Annotated in this window: 9 protein-coding genes and 2 riboswitches; of the genes, 4 read left to right on the top strand and 5 right to left on the bottom strand. The window is 72.5% G+C overall.

What is annotated here, in order from left to right:
• Window positions 1-37 precede the first annotated feature (37 nt).
• From VGB24_RS13100 to VGB24_RS13090, 3 genes are read right to left on the bottom strand one after another with little or no spacing between them, the layout of a single operon-like run.
• On the bottom strand, window positions 38-337 hold the full coding sequence (locus VGB24_RS13100) for a hypothetical protein (RefSeq protein ID WP_331073395.1): 300 nt from the start codon (window positions 335-337) through the stop codon (window positions 38-40).
• Window positions 338-342: 5 nt separating this feature from the next.
• Window positions 343-4,437: a glycosyltransferase gene (locus VGB24_RS13095; protein WP_331073394.1), complete on the bottom strand. Its 4,095-nt coding sequence runs from the start codon at window positions 4,435-4,437 to the stop codon at window positions 343-345.
• Window positions 4,438-4,492: 55 nt separating this feature from the next.
• Window positions 4,493-6,001 carry an HD domain-containing phosphohydrolase gene (locus VGB24_RS13090; RefSeq protein WP_331073393.1) on the bottom strand — a complete coding sequence of 503 codons (1,509 nt, stop codon included), beginning with the start codon at window positions 5,999-6,001 and terminating at the stop codon, window positions 4,493-4,495.
• Between the two features lie 257 nt (window positions 6,002-6,258).
• Here VGB24_RS13090 and VGB24_RS13085 point away from each other — a divergent pair, with 257 nt between their 5' ends.
• The gene (locus VGB24_RS13085) at window positions 6,259-7,746 is read left to right on the top strand and encodes a DUF3131 domain-containing protein (protein WP_331073392.1); all 1,488 of its coding nucleotides are present in this window, start codon (window positions 6,259-6,261) and stop codon (window positions 7,744-7,746) included.
• 199 nt (window positions 7,747-7,945) lie between these two features.
• On the opposite strand, the gene VGB24_RS13080 is transcribed toward VGB24_RS13085, so the two are convergent.
• Complete coding sequence (locus VGB24_RS13080; RefSeq protein WP_331073391.1) at window positions 7,946-9,076, bottom strand: glycoside hydrolase family 26 protein; 1,131 nt, start codon at window positions 9,074-9,076, stop codon at window positions 7,946-7,948.
• A 14-nt stretch (window positions 9,077-9,090) separates the two neighbouring features.
• Window positions 9,091-9,181: riboswitch (cyclic di-GMP riboswitch) on the bottom strand.
• Window positions 9,182-9,938: 757 nt separating this feature from the next.
• The gene (locus tag VGB24_RS13075; protein ID WP_331073390.1) at window positions 9,939-13,661 is read right to left on the bottom strand and encodes an HD domain-containing phosphohydrolase; all 3,723 of its coding nucleotides are present in this window, start codon (window positions 13,659-13,661) and stop codon (window positions 9,939-9,941) included.
• A gap of 288 nt (window positions 13,662-13,949) precedes the next feature.
• Here VGB24_RS13075 and VGB24_RS13070 point away from each other — a divergent pair, with 288 nt between their 5' ends.
• From VGB24_RS13070 to VGB24_RS13060, 3 genes are all read left to right on the top strand, one after another.
• The gene (locus VGB24_RS13070; RefSeq protein WP_331073389.1) at window positions 13,950-14,672 is read left to right on the top strand and encodes a polysaccharide biosynthesis/export family protein; all 723 of its coding nucleotides are present in this window, start codon (window positions 13,950-13,952) and stop codon (window positions 14,670-14,672) included.
• Between the two features lie 6 nt (window positions 14,673-14,678).
• The gene (locus VGB24_RS13065; protein ID WP_331073388.1) at window positions 14,679-17,108 is read left to right on the top strand and encodes a GumC family protein; all 2,430 of its coding nucleotides are present in this window, start codon (window positions 14,679-14,681) and stop codon (window positions 17,106-17,108) included.
• Window positions 17,109-17,493: 385 nt separating this feature from the next.
• A riboswitch (cyclic di-GMP riboswitch) is annotated at window positions 17,494-17,585 on the top strand.
• A 17-nt stretch (window positions 17,586-17,602) separates the two neighbouring features.
• Complete coding sequence (locus VGB24_RS13060; RefSeq protein WP_331073387.1) at window positions 17,603-19,195, top strand: sugar transferase; 1,593 nt, start codon at window positions 17,603-17,605, stop codon at window positions 19,193-19,195.
• Window positions 19,196-19,217: the final 22 nt, after the last annotated feature.

Genomic DNA, 19,217 nt, shown 5'->3' with positions numbered 1-19,217 from the left:
CGAAGCGCCCCCGCCATGACGGCGGGGGCGCTTTCGTTTACAGGAGGCCGGAGAGACCGGCCTTCGCCGCCGCGATCAGCATCGCCACGGAGCTGGCCAGCTGAACGGCCCGCAGTCTCCGCAGGCGGCGAACCATCTCCTGGCCCTGACCATCCGAGTAGTTGCTTGCCCGGAAGACGTTCACCTGCCAGAACGGGCTGCTTCCCATCCCGAAGTGCTCGCCCGGCTTGAGATCAGTCCGATACCGCTGGGCGAGGGGCAATAGAGCGAGTTGCCGGAATCCCGCGGCGATCCACGCAATCGCGGCGATCAAGAACGCGAATCCAGCCGCGCTCATGCTCGTCAGGTGTTGAGGATGCGCGAGGCGGCGCGGAAGTAGCCCGACTTGCGCCCGTATCCCGACTTCAGCGGGCCGCCGGTGTGCGCCACGCCCACCGCGTACCGCACGCCGATGGGCGTCTCGATGGCGCGCGAGAAGACGACCTTGCCGGTGCGCTCGGTGCTGGTGCCGGGAACGCGGAAGCGGATGGGCGTGCCGGGCGACACGGGGCGGTCCATCACCAGCCGCGCGCCGCTCTCGCTCAGGTCTTCCAGGAACGCCATCGGAGATCCGCCCGCGTGCTCCGGGCTGCCGCGGGGCAGCATCACCTGCGCGGGAAGCTGCACCGCGTGGCGGGTTTCGCCGCGAAGGTTGCGCACCCGCTCGCCGGCACGCTCCAAAAAGCGTAGGGCGGTGCGGTAGCGCGACTGCTCCAGCGGCACCGCGTGCTGCGTGCAGTGAAGCTCGATGGCGTCGCGCACGGGCACGGGCAGCCCCACGAACGCCGCCCCGCTGCGGTACATGGGCGGGTCGGTGTCTTCGATGCGGCTGGAGTGCACGATGCGGCCGCGCACGTTCATGGTCCCCGTGGTCAGCGACAGCGTCAGGCGCACCTCGCTGCCCACGCGCATGGGCTCGCCCGTGCGAAAGCCCACGCCGCCGGGGTTCAGGTTCTCGGTGAGCGCCACCATGTTGTGCGGCGTTCCCTCCGCCGAGCGCATGCGCACGTGGATGGGAAACTGGTCGCGGAAGCGGTGGTCGGCGCGCTGCTGGCGGATGCGCAGGCTCATCTGCACCACCGACGAGGCCAGCACGAAGTTGAGCGCCGCCCACACCATGTTCGCCACGAACCCCGGCGACCGCGTGCCCTCCCAGCCGTAGTCCACCCAGCCGAACCGCTCGGCCGCGAAGGCGAACGCCACCGTGGCCGCCGTCACCCCCATCAGCACCGCCTGCGGCGCGTACGTGCCGAAGGGAACGTGCCCCGGCCCCTTGGGCGTCACCTTGAAGCTCAGCGGCTTGCGGCGCAGGATGCTGAAGATAGCGCGGGTGTACGTCCAGAACTTGGCGACGTGAAAGCGCTCGGAGATCAGCAGGTTGCCGATGCCGCGCGACAGCAGCATCGACATCACCAGCGTAAGCGCCAGCACGGGGAGGAAGCGCGCCAGGAAGCCCGCGTTCAGCGCCCGGATGGGCAGAATGCCGGTGAGGAAGAACACGATGGGCGCCAGCAGGAACACCAGCTTCTGCAGCCCGCCCACGTACGCCGTCAGCGAGGCGAAGTACGAGAGCCGCTGCGAAAGCGTGAGCCCGCGGGTGAAGAGCGGGTTGAAGCGCTTGATCACCTGCATGGCGCCCTGGCCCCAGCGCAGGTGCTGGGTGTGGAACGCCACGGCCGACCCCGCCGCCAGCCCGTACGCCAGCGACTCGCCGTAGAACGCCGACTTCCACCCGCGCGCGTGCAGGCGCAGCGAGGTCTCGATGTCTTCGGTGATGCTGTGGTGGCTGAACCCGCCGATCTCGTCGAGCGCCGCGCGCCGCAGCACCGCCGCCGAGCCGCAGAAGAAGGCGGCGCCGCGCGCGTCCTTGCCGGGCTGCAGCACGGAAAAGAACAGCCGCTGCTCTTCCCACATGCGGCGGCCCGTCTCGTCGACCTCGTAGGTGAAGGCGTCGGTGTTGTAGAAGTCCTGCGGCGACTGCACGAAGGCGAGCGTGCGGTCCTGCGACAGGATGCCCAGCAGCCGGTCGAGCATGTGGGGGAGCGCCACGTGGTCGGCGTCCAGCACCAGCACGAACTCGCCCTCGGTGTTCGCCAGGCCGTGGTTGAGGTTGCCGGCCTTGGCGTGCTCGTTGGTCTCGCGGCGCAGGTAGCCTACGCCCGCTTCTTCGGCCATGGCGCGCACTTCGTCGCGCTTGCCGTCGTCCAGGATCCACGTCTTGTGCGGGTAGCGCATGTTGCGCGCGCCCACGGCGGTGCGGCGGATGACCTCCAGCGGCTCGTCGTAGCAGGGGATCAGCACGTCGGCCGTCAGCCCCGGCGGCGCCTTTACGGCGGAGCGGTGCTTGAGGCTCCACACCGAGTGCACGAACAGGAAGCCCGAGATCAGCCCCCACGTTTCCGCCAGGGCCAGGGGGATGGCGAACCACAGGTGGTCGGGGTTCAGCGTCCATCCCCAGCGCCACACGATGTAGTACGTCCACACGACGAGCGTGAGGATCGCCTGGGCGCGGATCAGCCACTCCTTCCACTCCGCCTGGCGCGGCACCACGTACCGCGCCAGCGCCCCGCCCTCGTCCTGGCGCCCCCTGCGGCCGCGGCGGCTGGGGCGCCCGGCGTCCTCCTCCGCGGGCAGGGCCACCGACGGGTCGGCGTCCACGGCGTCGAAGCTGGGCACCAGCTCGTCGACCTCCACCGGAACGATGTCCGGCGCGGAGCCGTCGCGGAGGTCGCGGTCCGGCACCTGGGCCAGCGTGGCCACCTCGGCCAGGATCCCCGCTTCGGTGTCCACGTAGGGCGGCACCGCGGCGGGCCTGTCCTCCCACGCATCCTCCCGGACAGCGTCAGATCGATCCGCATCTGCCGGGACAGCTTCGGACGGATCCGCGGCCGGCACGGCGTCAGACCGATCAGCATCGGCCAGGGCAACGTCGGATCGATCCGCATCGGCCAGGACAGCTTCGGATCGATCCTCAGCCAGTCGTTCGAGGTCGATCCCATCCGCCGCGCGCCGCTCCGCGTCGTGTCCATCGGAATCGGCCAGGGCAACGTGGGATCGATCCGCGTCGGCCAGGGCAACGTCGTGCTGATCTGCCTCGGGCCGCTCCGGGTCGATCCAGTCCGAACCGCGTCGATCCGCGTCCGCGAGATCCGCATCCGCTAGATCCGCATCCGCTAGATCCGCATCCGCCGACTCGACTGCCGATGCCGCCTCCGCTACTTCGGTCCGCGCGTCCGCGGCCGCGAACGGATTGTCGGACGCGCCGAAGTCCGCCACCGGCTCAGCGGTCGCGGGCACCTCGTCCACCGATCGATCTTCTTCGGCGGATGTGGACGCGTCGGCAAACGGGGGCGCGATGTCGGCCGGGGCTACGATCTCCGCGACCGGGGCCTCGGCTTCAGCCAGCGGAGACGAGGCGACGGCTTCCGGAACCGGCGTCTCGGCTTCAGCAGGTGGCGGCGTGATGTCAGCCGGGGCCACCACCTCACCAACCGGCGCCTCAGCCTCGGCGGGCAGCGCGATGTCGGCCGGAGTTGCGACCTCGGCAACCGGAGCCTCAACCTCGACCAGCGGCGGCGCGATGTCGACCGGGGCCACGACGTCGGCGACCGGAGCCTCGGTCTCAGTCGGCGGAGACGCAACGTCGCCCGGAGCCTCAATCTCAGTCGGCGGAGACGCAACGTCAGCCGGAGCCTCGGCGAGCAAAGGCGCGGCTTCAGCGACCGGCGGCGGGGGCTCCGCGGGCGGAGGACGGCGGCGGGGGGCCGCGGCGGGGGCCAGGACGGCGAAGACGCGGCACTCGTCGGGGAGACCCCAGCTTTCGCGCGGCGCATCGGGGCCGGCAAAGACCAGGGCCGCGCCTACCTCGCGGGCCAGCTCGTGCAGCCCGGGCGAGCCGGCGGGGACGTAGAGGAAGAGGAGGAGATCGGGATCCGAATCGCCGTGCAGCAGCGGCCCGGTGCCAAAGCTGGACAGCAGCTCGTCCAGGTCCGCGACCGGCGCGCCGACGGGGAGGAAGCGAAGCCCGCGCGCCTGCACCGGCCGCGCGGCCTCGCTGATGGAAAGCCCGTCGAACACCGCGTCGGTGACGCCCGCGCCGTCCAGCAGCCCCAGCGCCTGGTGCAGCGAGGGGCGCTGAAAGCCCAGGTCCGCCAGCACGGGCGAGCGGCCGAAGCGCGCGGCGGCCGTCGCCAGCTCCACGGCGGAAAGCGCGGCGCGCCCGCTGGACTCCGCCTCGCCCGCGGCCAGCAGAAGCACCGCGCGCCGGCCCGCAAGACGCTCGGTGAAGAGCGCCCGCAGGCCGGCTTCGGCGCGGCTCGCCCCCGGCCGCGGACGCGCCGAAGCGCCCCCGGCGGGAGGGGTGCCCGGTGCGTCGGCGGGGGGAAAAGGCTCACTCATTCGGTGCGATGACTGCGTTTCCGGGCCCCGCGGAACGCGAAGCCCGGGGTGTGCCTCACGCGAAGCCGCGGCCGGCGAACGGGGCCGCGGGCGCGGCACCCATCACCAGCTCGCTGCGCCGCAGGAGCGCGTCGAGCGTGGCCTTGAACTCGGTGAAGCTGACGTCCGGCGCAAAGCACACGTCGGCGCCGGCCGAGAGCAGCGAGATGCGCAGGTCCGGCGAGTCGGCGTCGATCACCACCACCGGGATGGCGCGCAGGTGCGCCGCGCCGCGGATCTCCTGCACCAGTCCGGCCACGTCGCCGCCCGCCAGCCTCGCGCCGACCACCAGCGCCTGCACGGCCCCGGCGCGAAGGCGCTCGCGCACCCCGGCCACGTCGGCCGCCGTCTCCGTCGCGTAGCCGGCCGAGTGCAGGCGCGTGGCCAGGCCCAGCCCGCGAAGCTCTTCGGGGTGCGCCACGTACACGTGCCCGCCCCAGCCGTAGCCGATGCCGTGCCGCTCGCGCTGGGCGAACACCCGGCGCAGCAGGCTGGCGACCACGGGATCGTACACCGAGCCGGCCTGCCGCTGCATCTCGTCGACCGCGGCGGCCACGCCCATCGGCTGGCGCCCCGGGCCGTCGGCCAGCAGGTGCGAGCACCCGCGCGCCACGGCCAGGATGCGCGCCGGGAAGGGAATGCGGTCCTCGGCCAGCCCGTCGGGCGTGCCGGTGCCGTCCCAGTGCTCGTGCTGGTGCGCCAGCGCGTCGTGCACCCCCGCGGGAAGCGCCACGCCCTGCAGAAGCTGAAGGGTGATGGCCACCTCGCGCTGGCCGTCGTCCCCCGCCCCGTTCATGGCCAGCCCGCCCAGGTCGCTGAGCAGCGCGGCCAGCGCCAGCGCGTTCAGGTGCTCGTCGCGCAGCTCCAGCTCGCGCCCGAGCGCCACGGCCAGCAGGCGCGTCAGCGAGCTTTCGGCGCCGAAGACGGCGCCGCGGTGCTCCAGCGCGCGCACCAGCACCTCCACGAGCGCCACGGCCTCGGCGCCCGCGCCGGGGGCGGCCGCGCCGTGCGAGGTGGAGACGGCCACCGACTGTCCCCGCTGCCCGTCCGGCGCGGCTTCGGGGCTGGGGGTGGCGCGGCCGGCCGGGACGTCGGCGGCTTCGGGGGCGGCCGGGTCGGCCGCGGCTTCCGACAGCTCGGTCATCATCCTCTGTACCTCCACGTCATCTTGCAGGGTGAGCAGGCGGCGGAAATGGTCCAGCGCCTCGTCGCGGCGTCCGGCGGCCCGGGCGGCCAGGCCCAGGCCGCGGAGCGCGGCGGGGTGGTCGGGGTTCAGCTCCAGCACGCGGCGCCACGACTGCTCGGCCTCGCCGTGGCGGCCCCGGGCGGCCAGCAGCTCGCCGAGCATGGCGTGGGCGCTGGCGTCGTCGGGGCTGTGGAGCAGGCCGGCGCGCAGCACGCGCCTGGCTTCTTCGGTGTCGCCGTACCGGCGGTGCGCGTCGGCGAGCTGCACGAAGACCCCACCGGGATCGCGGGCGAAGGCTTCGCGGAGCTTGCGGATTTCGCGGAGGCTGGCCTTGGCCATGGAGGCGCTGAACGGGAGCGTGCCGGGCGCCGGGGGGCGCCGGGCCGGTGGGCGGAAGCGCGGGGAGAGGCCTTTGCCCCGTGCGCCGCGGACCTTTCGCATGTATTCTGGCATGGTGCACCCCCGGCGCGCCAGAGCCTTGCGCGTTCCGGGGCGCAGGAACCGCGCGCCCGTGCACGGTTCCTGCGCGCAGGGCAGGCGCCGGCCGGCCCCCGCGCCGGCGGCACGCCCGCCAAAAACCCGAGAAAACTGCCCCCATGCGCCCCAACGAGGCAGCCGCCGCGGCCATCGGCTGGCTGAACCGCATCGTGATCCTGGCGGTCAGCGTCTTCGTCGTGCAGGCCCTGTGGCCCTCCGGCCCGGAAGACGACGACGAGTTCCCCGCCGCGCCGCCCCCGCCCCGGGGCGAACGCGTGGCGGCCACGCCCGTGCGCCCCGCCCCGCCCGCGGGCCGGCCCGCCGCCCCCGCCGAGGCCGGCCGGCGCGCGCTCCCCGGCGACGACTCGCTCCACGCCGACGCGGCCCGGCGCGCGTGGGCGTACGTGGAGCAGCAGTACCAGCCGGCGACGGGGCTGGTGAACTCGGTGGCGGGCTATCACTACGCCACGCTGTGGGACGTGGGCAGCGGGCTGGCGGCCCTGTACGCGGGTGCCGAGTTGGGGCTGCTGGAGCGGGAGGAATACGATCGCCGGATGGCGCGAGCGCTGCAGACGCTGAACACCATGCGCCTGTACGACGGAGCGGCGTTCAACAAGAACTACTTCACGACCACCGGGCGCATGGCGGGGCGCAACGACCGTGAGGAGCCGGATCCGGTGGGCTACGGCTGGTCCGCCACGGACATCGGGCGGGTGCTGATCTGGCTTCGCATCATCGCCACCACGCAGCCCCGGCACGCCCAGGCGGCGCGGGCCGTGGCGGCGCGGCTGGACCTGGACCGCATGGTGGACGACGGCTACCTGTACGGCGAAGACCGTGCCCCCCGCAGCGGCCGCAAGCGGCGCTACCAGGAGGGCCGCCTGCCGTACGAGCAGTACGCGGCCTCGGGCTTCGCGCTCTGGGGGCAGCGGGCCGAAAAGGCGCTTTCTCTCCGCGAGAACGCACGCCCGGTGAACGTGCTGGGCATTCCGCTGATGGCCGACAAGCGGGGCTACGACCACGTGACCAGCGAGCCGGTGATCCTGGCCGGGCTGGAGGTGGGGTGGACCCCCGAGATGGCGCGGCTGGCGCGCGGGCTGCTGGCCGCGCAGGAGGCGCGGTACCGGCAGACGGGCAAAGTGACGATCGTCAGCGAGGACGCCATTCCGCGCGCGCCGCACTACTTCTACTACTACTCGGTGGTCGGCAACGGCCAGCCGTTCGCGCTGAACGTGCTGAACCCGCGCACCCGGATCTCGGAGCCGCGCTGGGTGAGCGCCAAGGCGGCGTTCGCCTGGCACGCGCTGCTGCCGGGCGAGTACACGCAGCGCGCGGTGGCGGCCGTGGCTCCCGCCGGTGCCGGCGCGGGGGGCTGGGCGTCGGGCGTGTACGAGGGCACGCGCACGTCCACGCGCGGGCAGAACGTGAACACGGCGGCCGTGGTCCTGGAATCGGCGCTGTACCACGCCCGCGGCGGCCGGCCCTTCATCCAGCCGGCGGCCACGAAGCCCATCGTCCGGCAGCAGGCCCGGGCAGACTCGGTGCGGCGCGATTCGGCGAGGCGGGATTCCGTGCGGCGGAGCGCGGCTCGGCCGGACTCGGGCTGAGGGAGAAAAAGCGGGGGTACAGAGGGTACGGACAAGAGCCGGAAATACAGAGGAAAACCAGTCTTTCCTCTGTATTTCTGGCCGTTCTCTGTATCTCTGTACTCTCGCAATTCATTTCAGCGCTCGGCGAGAAACAGAAATAGAGAAACGCGCCGGAGAGGGCTTCCTCCCCGGCGCGTTTCCGTGTCTCCCGTCGTTCTCAGTTGCTCGCGAGCATCGTGGGGCGGATGGACGACACGTCGCTGTAGCTGGCCAGCACGCCGGCGTCGCGGACGGCGTCGCGGTAGGCCTGCAGCGAGGCGGCGCTGGAGTTCACGCGCCAGTCGGTTTCCTTGTCCATGTGGAACCACACGGCGCCGACGACGGCGGGGTGGCGGCGCATGTGGGCGAAGGCGCCGCGAATCCAGCGCGCCTTGGCGTCGCCCGTGCCCTCGTCGCTCGCCACTTCGCCGATGATGATGGGCTTGCCGGGATACCGCGAGGCCAGGTCCGAAAGCATGTGGTCGGCCTCGGCGCCGTCGACCATGGCGTCGAACTCCTGCCACGATCCCCCGTACAGCCGAGGCGCGTTGAAGCCGTGCGCGCCCACGTAGTCCACGTACGCGTCGCCGGGATAGTAGTGGCCGTACCAGTTCCAGTGCGCCGGGCCGGTGGCGCGGTTGGTCAGCGGGTTGCCCACGTTGGGGTTGAACACCCAGCGGACGTTGCTGGCGCCCTCGCGGCGGAAGATGTCGACGATGCGGCGCCAGGCGGCGGCGTACTTCGCCGGCGCGCCCTGGTCGCCGCCGTTCTCCACGCCCTGCCACACGTACTGCCAGTTGCCGTTCATCTCCCACGCCGGCTCCAGCAGCACCGTGCCGCCGACCGCCGCCAGCTGCCGGCCGATGCGCGCGAACTCGGCATCGGCGCGGCCCGCCGCGATGGCTTCCAGCAGGCCGGACTGCGGCGCGCCGGTCCAGCGCAGGTCCAGGGCGACGAAGTTGGTGGCGCCCGCCGCGCTCACCTCGCGCAGCACCTTGCCGCACCAGCCGGTGGCGGAAAAGTCGCACGACACCGGGTGATAGGTCTTCACTAGCGCCGGCGCCTTGCCCACCATGTCGCCGTACTGGCGGATGGCCGCGCCGATGCGCTCGGGCTTGCTGTCGGCTTCGCCCAGGAAGGCGCCGTGGAAGAACGGCCCCGGGGTGGGGGTCACCGGCGTCTCCGGCTTCGTGGGGTCTTCGGGACCGGTAACGGAGCCCGCGCCGTCGCAGGCCGCGCTCATGAGCACGAGCGAGCCGGCGAAGACGACGGATGCGAACGACGAGACACGAGACGAGAGCTTGCGCATGGACGGCACCTTGCTTCGGCGGCCCGACTGGCGTGGCGGGAGCAGTCCCGCGGTAGCCTCGTAGCTTTGCGTCCCCGCCTTTCGACGGGTTTGCCATTATCGGTCGGTGCCCGGGGGATTTCCGGGCGGGAACATCGAGCGCGGGGAGACCGCACCCGCGCACCACTCTGGCACGTCGCGTTCCGCACCCGGTCGATACGGCTAAGTGCCTGCCAAATGCCATACTTAGACACAACCCAGGGACGAAGCTCCCATGCCGGGCGCATGGCGTTTTGCGGAAGCCCGCGACATTTGCAATCGCCGCCTAACCCCTGATACTGCTGCTATATAGGATGCCGACCACCGCATCCGGCGTCCCGCCGAATGTCGTCCCGATGGAGCGGCCCCGACACACCAGCCGCCACCCCGTACCTGGCAGCGACTGAGGGATCCGCCATGACCATCCGAAGCGCGCCGCTCTCGCCCCCACATCAAACCCAACCGGCTCCCGGCGCATGCCGCGGGAGCCCCCTCTCCCCGGCCCTCTCCCCCGCTTCGCAGGGGAAAGGGAGAATTCGATTGCGCTCCGGCTTCGCACGCGACTGGCCGGAACGCGCGTGCGGTTGAAGCCCCGGGCGGGACGCGGCAGCGGCCCGAGGCGGGGCTTACCGCTTTCCCAGCGGCGGGTTCACCCGCGGATGGGCTACGGGGGCGCCCGCTGCTCCCTTGCACCACGTTCAGTGTGTGGCGGATCCCTCAGTCGCTGCGGTGCTTGGAGCACGCGCGGGTACGGCGTGGCCGCTCCATCGGGATGACAAGGCGGACGGCACAAAGCCCCTCCCCGCGTGGCGCGGGGAGGGGCTTCTGCTCAGCACGGACCGGCTTACTCCGCGGTGCCGCCCGCCAGGGTGGAGAGGCGGCGGAGGAGCGCGTTGAGCGCCGCGCCTACTTCGGTGAACGTGGCCGACGAGGCGAAGCACAGGTCCGCGCCCGCCGCCAGCAGCGACGGGCGAACCTCGGCGTCGTCCGCATCGACGACGACGATGGGCATCCACGCCGCCGCCGGGATCGCCCGAAGCTCGCGCAGGGTCTCGGCTTCCGTGGCGGCGAGCTCGGCACCCACGATCAGCGCCAGCGGCAGGTCGCCGTGCAGCCGCTGCCGAAGCGTGCCGACGGCCGGCGTCTCGGCCTCGAACCCCGAGGCGTGCAGCCGGCCCGCCAGGTCCATCGACCGGAGCTCGCGCGGATGCGCCACCATCACCCGCCCGCCCACGCCATAGCCGATCCCGTACAGCTCGCGCCGCGCCAGCACGCGCCGCAGCACGCTGACCACCATGGGATCGTACGCGGTTCCCGCGCCGCGCTGAAGCTCGTGCACCGCCGCGTCCGTGCCCCGGCGCGACGATCCCGTCAGGAGAGCGGCCGCGTCTCGCGCCACGGCCAGGACGCGCGCGGGGAACGGAATGCCGTCCTCGCGCGGGCCACCGTCGCCGCCGTCCCAGCGGCGGTGCTGCATCGCCAGCGCCTCGTGCACTTCCGGCGTCAGCGGGACGGATTCCATGAGCGTGAGCGATACGTCGGTGCCGCGCTGCGCCTGTCCGCCGCCGCGCAGGAACAGCCCGCCCAGGTCTGCCAGCACGGCCGCGAGCGCCAGCCCGTCCAGGCGCGTGCCCTCCATCCCCAGCTCGCGCCCGATGGAGACCGCCAGCAGGCGCCGGACGCTGCTCGCGGCACCGAGGACGTCGCCGTCGCGCTCCAGCACGCGCACCAGCGCCTGCGCCAGCTGCACGGGGTTGGCCCGCCCGGTGAGCGTCGGCGCGGGCGCCCACGGCTCGCGCGGGGCCGCGACGAGCGCCACGGACGGGGCCGGCGGCGCCTTGGGCTCCTGGGGCGCGCGCTGCGTGGCCCGGTCGAACCAGGCGCGGGCCACCGCGGGGTCCGGCGGAAGCGCGGGCGGGAAGTTGGGGGCTGCGTCCTCGGGGCGCGCCTCGGGAGTCGCCAGCGAAGCAGCGGGCCGTGCCGCCGCCGGACGGGCCTGCGGGAACGCGATCGGAGCCGACACCTCGGGCGCGGCAGCGAGGGGCGACGGTTCCGGGTCCAGCGTCACCCCGTGCGGCAGCCTGGCCCGCGTGGGCCAACCGCCTGCGTCCACGGGAGGCGCGTCCGGCGCGTCGGTGCCGACGGCCACGGGCGGATCGAGTTCCGCGTCCTCGTCCGCCGCCGGAACTGCGTAGGCTTCCACAGCGTCCAGCGCTTCCGGATCGCCGGCAACTACGTCATCGAACACGTAACCGGCCGCAGGCTCTCCCGGCTGACCCGCATCCGAAGCACCCAGCATCGCGAACGCATCCATCGGCTCCGCGCCGATCGGCTCGGCGTGATCGGCGAAGGCGACGGCTGCGGCGGGCTCGGGCTCTCCTGGCTGATCCGCATCGGACGTGTCTGCCCTCGCGGACGTACCTGCCGGCTCCACGTCCACGTCCGCATTCGCAGGCGTGGGCGCATCCACCGGCTCCCCGTCGGCCCCGATCGGCTCGGAGCGATCCGCGAAGTCCACGGCGGCGGCGGGATCTACCTCGTCGCCGAAGTCCACCGCCTCCGCGAGATCCACTTCGTCCGCCCGATCGTCCTCACCCGCGCCGGCCGCGTACAGCGCAGGGGCGACGGCGATCGTGGGATCGGCATCGTCGATGGCGCGCAGCCAGTCGGCGATCGGCTCGGGCTCGGCGGGTGCCTCGACTGCCTCCATTGCGTCGGCCGTGGCGGCCACGTCGGCTGCGGCGCTCACCGTGTCATCCGCGTCGGCGATGCCGCCCGCGAAGCCGTCCGCATCCGCCGCCGCGCTGACGGGCTCGTCCGCTTCGGCGAACGCGCCCACGAAGGCGCCCACGTCCACGTCGGCATCGACTGCCTCATCCGCGTCGGCCACTCCGGCCGTGAAGCCTTCCTCGGCGGGGGCATCCAATGCCTCCTCCGCTTCGGCCACCTCTTCCAGGGCCGCGGGCTCCGCCACCGGAATCGCGGGAAGCTCGAACCCGGGGCCGAAGCCGTCCTCGCCGACCGCGGCGGGCGCAAAGGATTCGTCGGACCACGCGGCTTCGTCGATCCCCTCCACGGCCTCGATCGCCTCGGCGGCGTCGACAGCGTTCGATTCGGCGGGGGCGAACGACTCGTCGGACCAGGCGGACTCGTCGACGCCTTCCGCGCTTGCGACCGCCTCGATCACGGCTGCGGCGTCCGGTGCTTCTTCGGCCACGGCCTCGCTCAGGGACTCGGACGTGAGCGGTGCGGCGGCGACGGATTCCTCCACCGCGGCCTCGTCCGACGGCTCGGACGCGAGCGGCGCGGCGGCGACGGATTCCTCCACCGCGGCCTCGTCCGCCTCGTCCTCGTCCTCGTCCATGAAGACGATGTCGAAGCCGGCGAGCGCCTCGTCATCGTCCCACTCTTCGAACTCCGCCTCGGCGAAATCCGCGGAATCGGCCACCGCGCCCTGCAGCGAGGCGTCGGCGTGGAAGGCGATGGGGACGGGAGCGGCGGCATGGGCCTGGGGCGACGGATCGGCAGCGCGCATGAACGGCGACTGCTCCGCACCCGGCGCATCGGCCGTGAACGACGGCGCGACGAAGGCCTCACGCGACTGCCCGGAGGTCGGATCATCCCCACGGCCGAACCGCCCCTGCGCCGCATCCGGCTCGTCGGGCGCGAACGACGGCGCGACGAAAGACTCACGCGACTGCCCGGAGGTCGGATCATCCCCATGGCCGAACCGCCCTTGGGCCGCATCCGGCTCGTCGGCCGCGAACGACGGGTTGACGAAGGCCGCGCGGGACTGCCCGGAGGTCGAATCATCCGCGCCGCTGAACCGCCCCTGCGCCGCATTCGACTCGTCCGCCGTGAACGAGAGCGTGGCGGCGGGAGGCGCGGCCTCCGGCTCGTCACCGGAGAACGACGGACGGACGTGGGAATGCCTGGCATCCACGTCGTCCGGGGTGAACGACAGCGGCGCGCTGGCCTGCTCCACGTCCCCCTCGTCGGGGGTGAACGAGGGGATGGGATCGGCGGACGGCTCGCTGCCGGTGGCACGTTCCGCTTCCCAGGCGCGGGAGGCCGTGCGCAGCACCTCGGCCGGATCGGCGTCCGGGTCGACGGCGGGCCCGGCCGGGACGTCCGCCGCCGCCGGCGGCGCCGCGAAGGGATCGCGGGCGGCGGACTGCGGTTCCTGCCCCGCGTGGCCGAAGTCGAAGCCGGCGTTCTCCACGCGGATCAGGCGGCGGAAGAAGCCCATGGCCTCGTCGCGCCGGCCCGCGGCCTCGCTGATGTCGGCCAGCGCGCGCAGCGCGGGCACGTAGTCGGGGTCCAGCCCCAGCACGTCGCGCCACACGCCCTCGGCCCGCTCGGTATCGCCCCGGTCCGCCAGCACCCGCGCCAGCGCCGCCCGGGCGCGCGGGTCGCCGCCGTGGTCGCGCAGGCCGCGGACGAGCATCTCCTCGGCGCGGTCCAGGTCTCCCGATTCACGGAGCGACTCGGCCTGCTGCACGAAGCGAGGCAGGGGGTCGCGGGCGCCGGCCGCGGGCGAGGGCTGGGCGGGGGAGGGGCTGAACACGTGCGGTGGCGTGGTTCGGGAGTCGGGGCACTGCGGGCGCGGCGCGCCCATGGAGATCGAGGTCTGCCCAAAATGCACGCACTACGCGCGAAACGCCAGTGTCCTCGCGCCGAAGCGATCCAGGCATCGCCGTCGCGCGTTGCAGTCCGCGGAGAAACAGGATTTCCTGATACGACCCGAAGTGGCACCCTGCTTGCACCGGCCAAGCCTGTGGTTCCCGCGCGAAAGCCATCTTTTTCCATCCCGGAAGCCCTCGCGCGGGGGTCCCCGAGCCCCCAAAGCCGGAACATGACTGCTCCTGACCGCATCCGCCGCCTGGCCGTGATGCTCGCTTCATCCTGCGCGATGGCCGCTTCCCTGGCCGCCTGCGGCGTGTTCGCCGTGCCGCCCGAGGGAGCGCCGCCGACGGCCACCACCGGGCGCACCGTGATGCCCGAGGAGGGCCCGCCGCCCGAGGTGACCGAGGCCCTGCTGAACCAGGGCCCCGACCCGCTGCGCCTGGGCGACATCGTGCGCCTGCGCATCTGGCGCGAGGCCGAGATGTCGGGCGACTATCCCGTCAACGAGGACGGCGACGTGGTACTGCCCCGCGTGGGCGCCATCCACGTGGCCGGCGAGCAGCCCGCCGAGGTGAAGACGCGCATCACCCAGGCGTTCTCGCGCTACCTGCAGAACCCGTCCATCGAAGTGACCCTGCTGCGCCGCGTGCAGGTGCTGGGCGCCGTGCGCAACCCGGGGCTGTATCCGGTGGACCCCACGATGACCGTGTCCGACGCGCTGGCGCTGGCGGGAGGCACCACGGCGGACGGCAGCCCCAACCGCGTGGTGCTCATCCGCGACGGGGTGCGGCTGCCGGTGAAGCTGGAGGCCAACACCCCCATCGCGGGCGCGTCCATCCGCTCGGGCGACCAGATTTACGTGGACCAGCGCAGCTGGCTCAGCCGCAACACGGGCGTAGTCACCGCCGCCATCACCGGCGTGGTGAGCCTGATCATCGCCTTCGCCAAGTAGGCACAGATGGAACCCTTGATGCTGCCGGGGCAGGTGGCGCCGCCGCCGTACGTTCCCCCCGCGCCCGAGCCGGTGAAGGTGCGCGAGCTCTGGCGGATGGTGAAGCGCCACCGCCTTTTGATCGCCGCCTGCACGGCCGTGGGGCTGGCGATCGGGCTGCTGCTCGTTTCCCGGAGCCGCCCGGAGTACGAGGCGACCGCCAAGATCGAGGTGGACGACAACCGCGCGCGGGTGGCGCAGGTGCTGGGGACGGAGGTGACGAACGAAAAGGGGCGGATGGCCACGGAGATGGAACTGCTCCGCAGCCGCCAGCTGGCCCGCGCCGTCGCCGACTCGCTGGAGCTTCGCGTTTCGGTGGTGAAGCCCGAGGGGGTGCCGCGCAGCGAGGTGCTTTCGGGCATTCGGCTGAACCCGGAGGCCGACACGTCCACGATTACCTTCGTCAAGCAGGCGTACGGCGAGTTCGAGGCCCGCAACGCCGAAGGCAGGGTGATCGGCCGCACCAGCGCCGGCTCGCCCATGCAGGTGCCGGGCGGGCAGCTGGTGCTGGCGCCCGAGGCCGTGGACCACCCCGAGTTCACCGTCGCCATCGGCACGCGCGAGGGCGCGGCCGAGGCGGTGTCCAACCGGCTGGACATTTCGCGGCCGGATGAAGATGCAAACGTGGTGTACGTCACCTACCGCTCTTCGGACCCGGCGCTGGCCCGCGACGTTCCCAACACGCTGGCGGCGCGCTTCATGGAAATGCGGCGCGACGTGCACGGCACCGAGGCGCGCAGCACCGTGCTGTTCCTGCGGGCCCAGGTAGATACGCTGCACGGCCAGCTCACCGCGGCGGAGCAGCGCCTGCGCGTGTTCCGCGAGCGCGAGGGCGTGGTGGCCCTGCCGGTGGAGGCCAGCACGCAGGTGACGCAGCAGGCGCAGCTCCAGGCCGAGCGCAACCGGCTCGAGGCCGAGCGGGCGGCGCTGGCCAACACCATCGCGCAGGCCCGCCGCGGGTCGGGGCCCACCGCCGTGTCGCCGTACCGCAACCTGATGTCGTTCCCCACCCTGCTGCGCAACGAGACCGCTACGCAGCTGATTTCGCAGATCGCGACGATCGAGAACCAGCGCGCGGAGCTGCTCCAGCGCTACACCCCCGACAATCCCGAGGTGCAGTCGCTCACGCGGCGCATCGAGCAGATGGAGGGGCAGCTGGGCGGCATCGTGAACACCTACGTGCAGGGGCTGGGCAACCAGGTGGCCGCCATCGACGCCAACCTGGGATCGTTCGGTGCGCGGATGGGCCGCATTCCCGCCCAGGAAGTGGAGCTTGCCCGGCTGACCCGGGAGACGGAGGTGCTGGCCGGATTGCACGGGCAGTTGCAGGCCCGGCTCAAGGAAGCCCAGGTGGCCGAAGCCGTGGACGCGCCGGGCGTGCGGGTGATGGACCCGGCGTTCCCCGAGCGTTCGGACGGCGGAACGCCCCTGGTCGCCGGGGTGCTGGCCATGGTCGGCCTGCTGCTGGGCGTGGGCATCGCCTTCGCCCGCGAGTACGCCGACGTGTCGGTGCACACCCGCGACGACCTGCAGGCGGCCACCGGGTTCCCCGTCCTGGGATGGGTGCCGCGGATGGGGGCCACCCTGTCCCCCGGCAAGAAGGCGCTGCGCGGGATGCGCCGGATGCTGCGTCCGGGGCGCGCATCGGACTCGCACGCGGGCCGGGCCCTGGTGCCCACCGCCGGCGTCGCGTCGCTGATGCCCTCGCTTCCCGCGGGCGCGCCCACCGCCACGGCCGATTCGTACGAGTGGCTGTACCGCAACCTGCTCTTCCTGAAGCCGGGCGAGGACGTGCGGGCGGTGCTGGTCACCAGCCCGCTGCCGGGAGACGGCAAGACCACCACGGCGGCGGGGCTGGCCTCCACGCTGGCGCAGCGCGGGCTGCGGGTGCTGCTGATCGACGCCGACCTGCGCCGGGGAGCACCCGCGCCCCAGGGCGGCGGGGGCACCCCGGGGCTTTCGGACCTGCTGGCGGGCACCGTGCCCCTGGCCGACGTGGTGCAGCTGGTGAACGTGGGCGAGGGGCGGCAGCTTCACTACATTCCCGCCGGGCACCTGCCGCCGGACCCGGTGCAGCTGCTGGGGTCGCCGCGCATCCAGGTGCTGATGGAGTGGCTGCGCGAAAAGTACTTCATCGTGGTGCTGGACTCGCCCCCGCTGAACCTGTTCGCCGACGCGGCCGTGCTGGGCGCCTGCGCCGACGCCACGCTGCTGGTGTCCCGGGCGGGGGTCACGCCCTTCGAGGCGGTGGTGCACGCCGCCGAGCAGTGCCGCCGGGCGCGCATGCCCACCGTGGGCACGGTGCTGAACGACATCGTCCCCGACCGCGACCGCGACTACGACCCCGCGTACAGGTGGTACGAAGAGGGCCGCGCCTACTACGCCCGGGTGGGCTGACCGCCGAACGAGACGGGGTCCGAGGCAGAGCGGAGGAGCAGGGGACGGGCCGTCCGCTGCTCCTCCGCTTGCTTCGGGGTACCCCTGGCCTCGACCGGGATTCTGCGCGGATGCTGGCGTTTCGCGTGGCTCCCGCGCATCCGGTGAACGACGGCCCCGGACGGCCGGCACGGGCGGAAGGACCGTTGCGGGCCTGCACGCCTTCGCGAAAGTCTTCCCCTCCGCGCCGCCGCGCACCAGGAGGTTTGCGAAACATTCAAATCCGCGCCGGCGTGCCGGACGATGGGCTAACTCGTTCCCAGATCAGGACGAGAAGGCACAAACAGGTGCCCCGGTGGTATAGAATTCGCTTTGATGACGGCCTGGGGCCTCCGGGCCGTGCAGCACCCGACAAGAGCACTCCCGCCGCGAGGCGGGGCCGCAGAGCCAGGGGTCTTGGTTGGCGCAGGGGATCGCCAAGACAGCCCAGCCGCCGAAGGTGGTAGGACAAAGCCATGCAGCGCAGCATCATCGCCCTCGAGGGCACCACCCGCCGGGGATCACCCGAGATCGGCCTCCCGCCCGAAGTTCCGCGCGAAGCGCCGGCTGTTCCCGTCATCCACGAGCCCGCGTCAGTGCCCGTGCCGCCCACCCTCACGGTGTCGGCGGCGCCCACGATGCTCCCCTCGCGGGTTCCCGCGCTTCCCACCGAAGTGCAGCGCACGGTGGACACCTTCGTGTGCGTGGGGCTGCTGCTGGCGGTGTGGATCGGCACGGCGCTGGGCACCATGCCCGGCGGGCTGAACGAGGTGCTCAAGCTCCAGATCACCATCCGGCACGCGCTGCTGACCGGGCTGTTCGCCCTGCTGTGGCCGCGGCTGTTCTCCATGGCCGGCGTGTACGACGCGCACGTGGCGCCCAACCGCCGCCACGCCATCCTGCGCATCGTGGCCGCCACGGGGCTGGGCAGCTTCATCGCCATGACCTTCGTGATGCCCACCCTGGCGGGGCCGTACCGCATTCCCGCCGCGGCCGCGTTCTGGTTCGCCTCGGCCGCCATCGCCGTGGCCGTTCGCGTGCCGGTGTGGGCGCTGGCCAACTCGGCGGCGCGCACCCACGTGCCCCGGCGGGTGCTGATCATCGGCAGCGGGCCGCGCGCCCGGCGCCTGCGCGACGAGATCCTGTCGCGCCCCGCCGGCGGCGTCGAGCTGCTGGGATGGGTGGATTCCGACGACCACGCGCTGGACGCCCGGATGGACCTCCCCAAGGTGTGCAGCCTGGACGGGCTGGAAGACTGGCTGATGCACCACGTGGTCGACGAGGCGCTGATCGCCCTTCCGGTGAAGTCGTGCTACGCCGAGATCCAGCGCTCCATCGAGGTGTGCGCGCGGGTGGGGGTAGAGAGCAAGTACCTGGCGGACGCCTTCCAGGTGTCGGTGGCCCGGCCGCGGCTGGAGCACGACCGCGCGCTCCCCTTCCTGACCATGAAGACCTTCTGCGACGACCACCGCGTGCTCATCAAGCGGGCGGTGGACATCGTGGGGGCGGCCGCGGGGCTGCTGGTGCTGTCGCCCTTCCTGATCGGCATCGCGGTGGCCATCAAGCTCACCAGCCGCGGGCCGGTGCTGTTCGCGCAGGAGCGCTACGGGCAGAACAAGCGCCGCTTCAAGATGTACAAGTTCCGCACGATGGTGCCCAACGCCGAGGCGCTGATCGCGCACCTGGAAGACAAGAACGAGGCGATCGGCCCGATCTTCAAGATCAAGGACGACCCGCGCGTGACGTCGGTGGGCCGCTGGCTGCGCAAGACCTCGCTCGACGAGCTTCCGCAGCTGTGGAACGTGCTGATGGGCGAGATGTCGCTGGTGGGGCCCCGCCCCATGGCCGTGCGCGACGTGCAGCTGTTCGACCAGGCGTGGTTCATGCGCCGGTTCAGCGCGCCCCCGGGGATGACCGGGCTCTGGCAGGTGAGCGGGCGCAGCAACCTGGGCTTCGACGACTGGGTGACGCTGGACCTCAAGTACATCGACGAGTGGTCGATGACCATGGACATGAAGATCCTGGCCCTGACGCTGCCCACCGTGCTTCGCGGCACCGGCGCCGCGTGACCGGGCCGCCCGTTCGCGGAAA

Origin of the sequence: Longimicrobium sp. (genome assembly GCF_036399935.1) — a bacterium.
In the GTDB taxonomy this organism is placed as follows: domain Bacteria; phylum Gemmatimonadota; class Gemmatimonadetes; order Longimicrobiales; family Longimicrobiaceae; genus Longimicrobium.
Note: the sequence above shows the minus strand (reverse complement) of the source record. Positions and strands in the feature narration are given on the sequence as shown.

Excerpts from the sequence above, each read along its gene's own strand:
- VGB24_RS13100 (WP_331073395.1), bottom strand. The coding sequence starts at position 337 with ATGAGCGCGGCTGGATTCGCGTTCTTGATCGCCGCGATTGCGTGGATC.
- VGB24_RS13060 (WP_331073387.1), top strand. The coding sequence starts at position 17,603 with ATGCAGCGCAGCATCATCGCCCTCGAGGGCACCACCCGCCGGGGATCA.
- VGB24_RS13080 (WP_331073391.1), bottom strand. The coding sequence starts at position 9,076 with ATGCGCAAGCTCTCGTCTCGTGTCTCGTCGTTCGCATCCGTCGTCTTC.
- VGB24_RS13070 (WP_331073389.1), top strand. The coding sequence starts at position 13,950 with ATGACTGCTCCTGACCGCATCCGCCGCCTGGCCGTGATGCTCGCTTCA.
- VGB24_RS13085 (WP_331073392.1), top strand. The coding sequence starts at position 6,259 with ATGCGCCCCAACGAGGCAGCCGCCGCGGCCATCGGCTGGCTGAACCGC.
- VGB24_RS13065 (WP_331073388.1), top strand. The coding sequence starts at position 14,679 with ATGGAACCCTTGATGCTGCCGGGGCAGGTGGCGCCGCCGCCGTACGTT.
- VGB24_RS13095 (WP_331073394.1), bottom strand. The coding sequence starts at position 4,437 with ATGAGTGAGCCTTTTCCCCCCGCCGACGCACCGGGCACCCCTCCCGCC.
- VGB24_RS13090 (WP_331073393.1), bottom strand. The coding sequence starts at position 6,001 with ATGGCCAAGGCCAGCCTCCGCGAAATCCGCAAGCTCCGCGAAGCCTTC.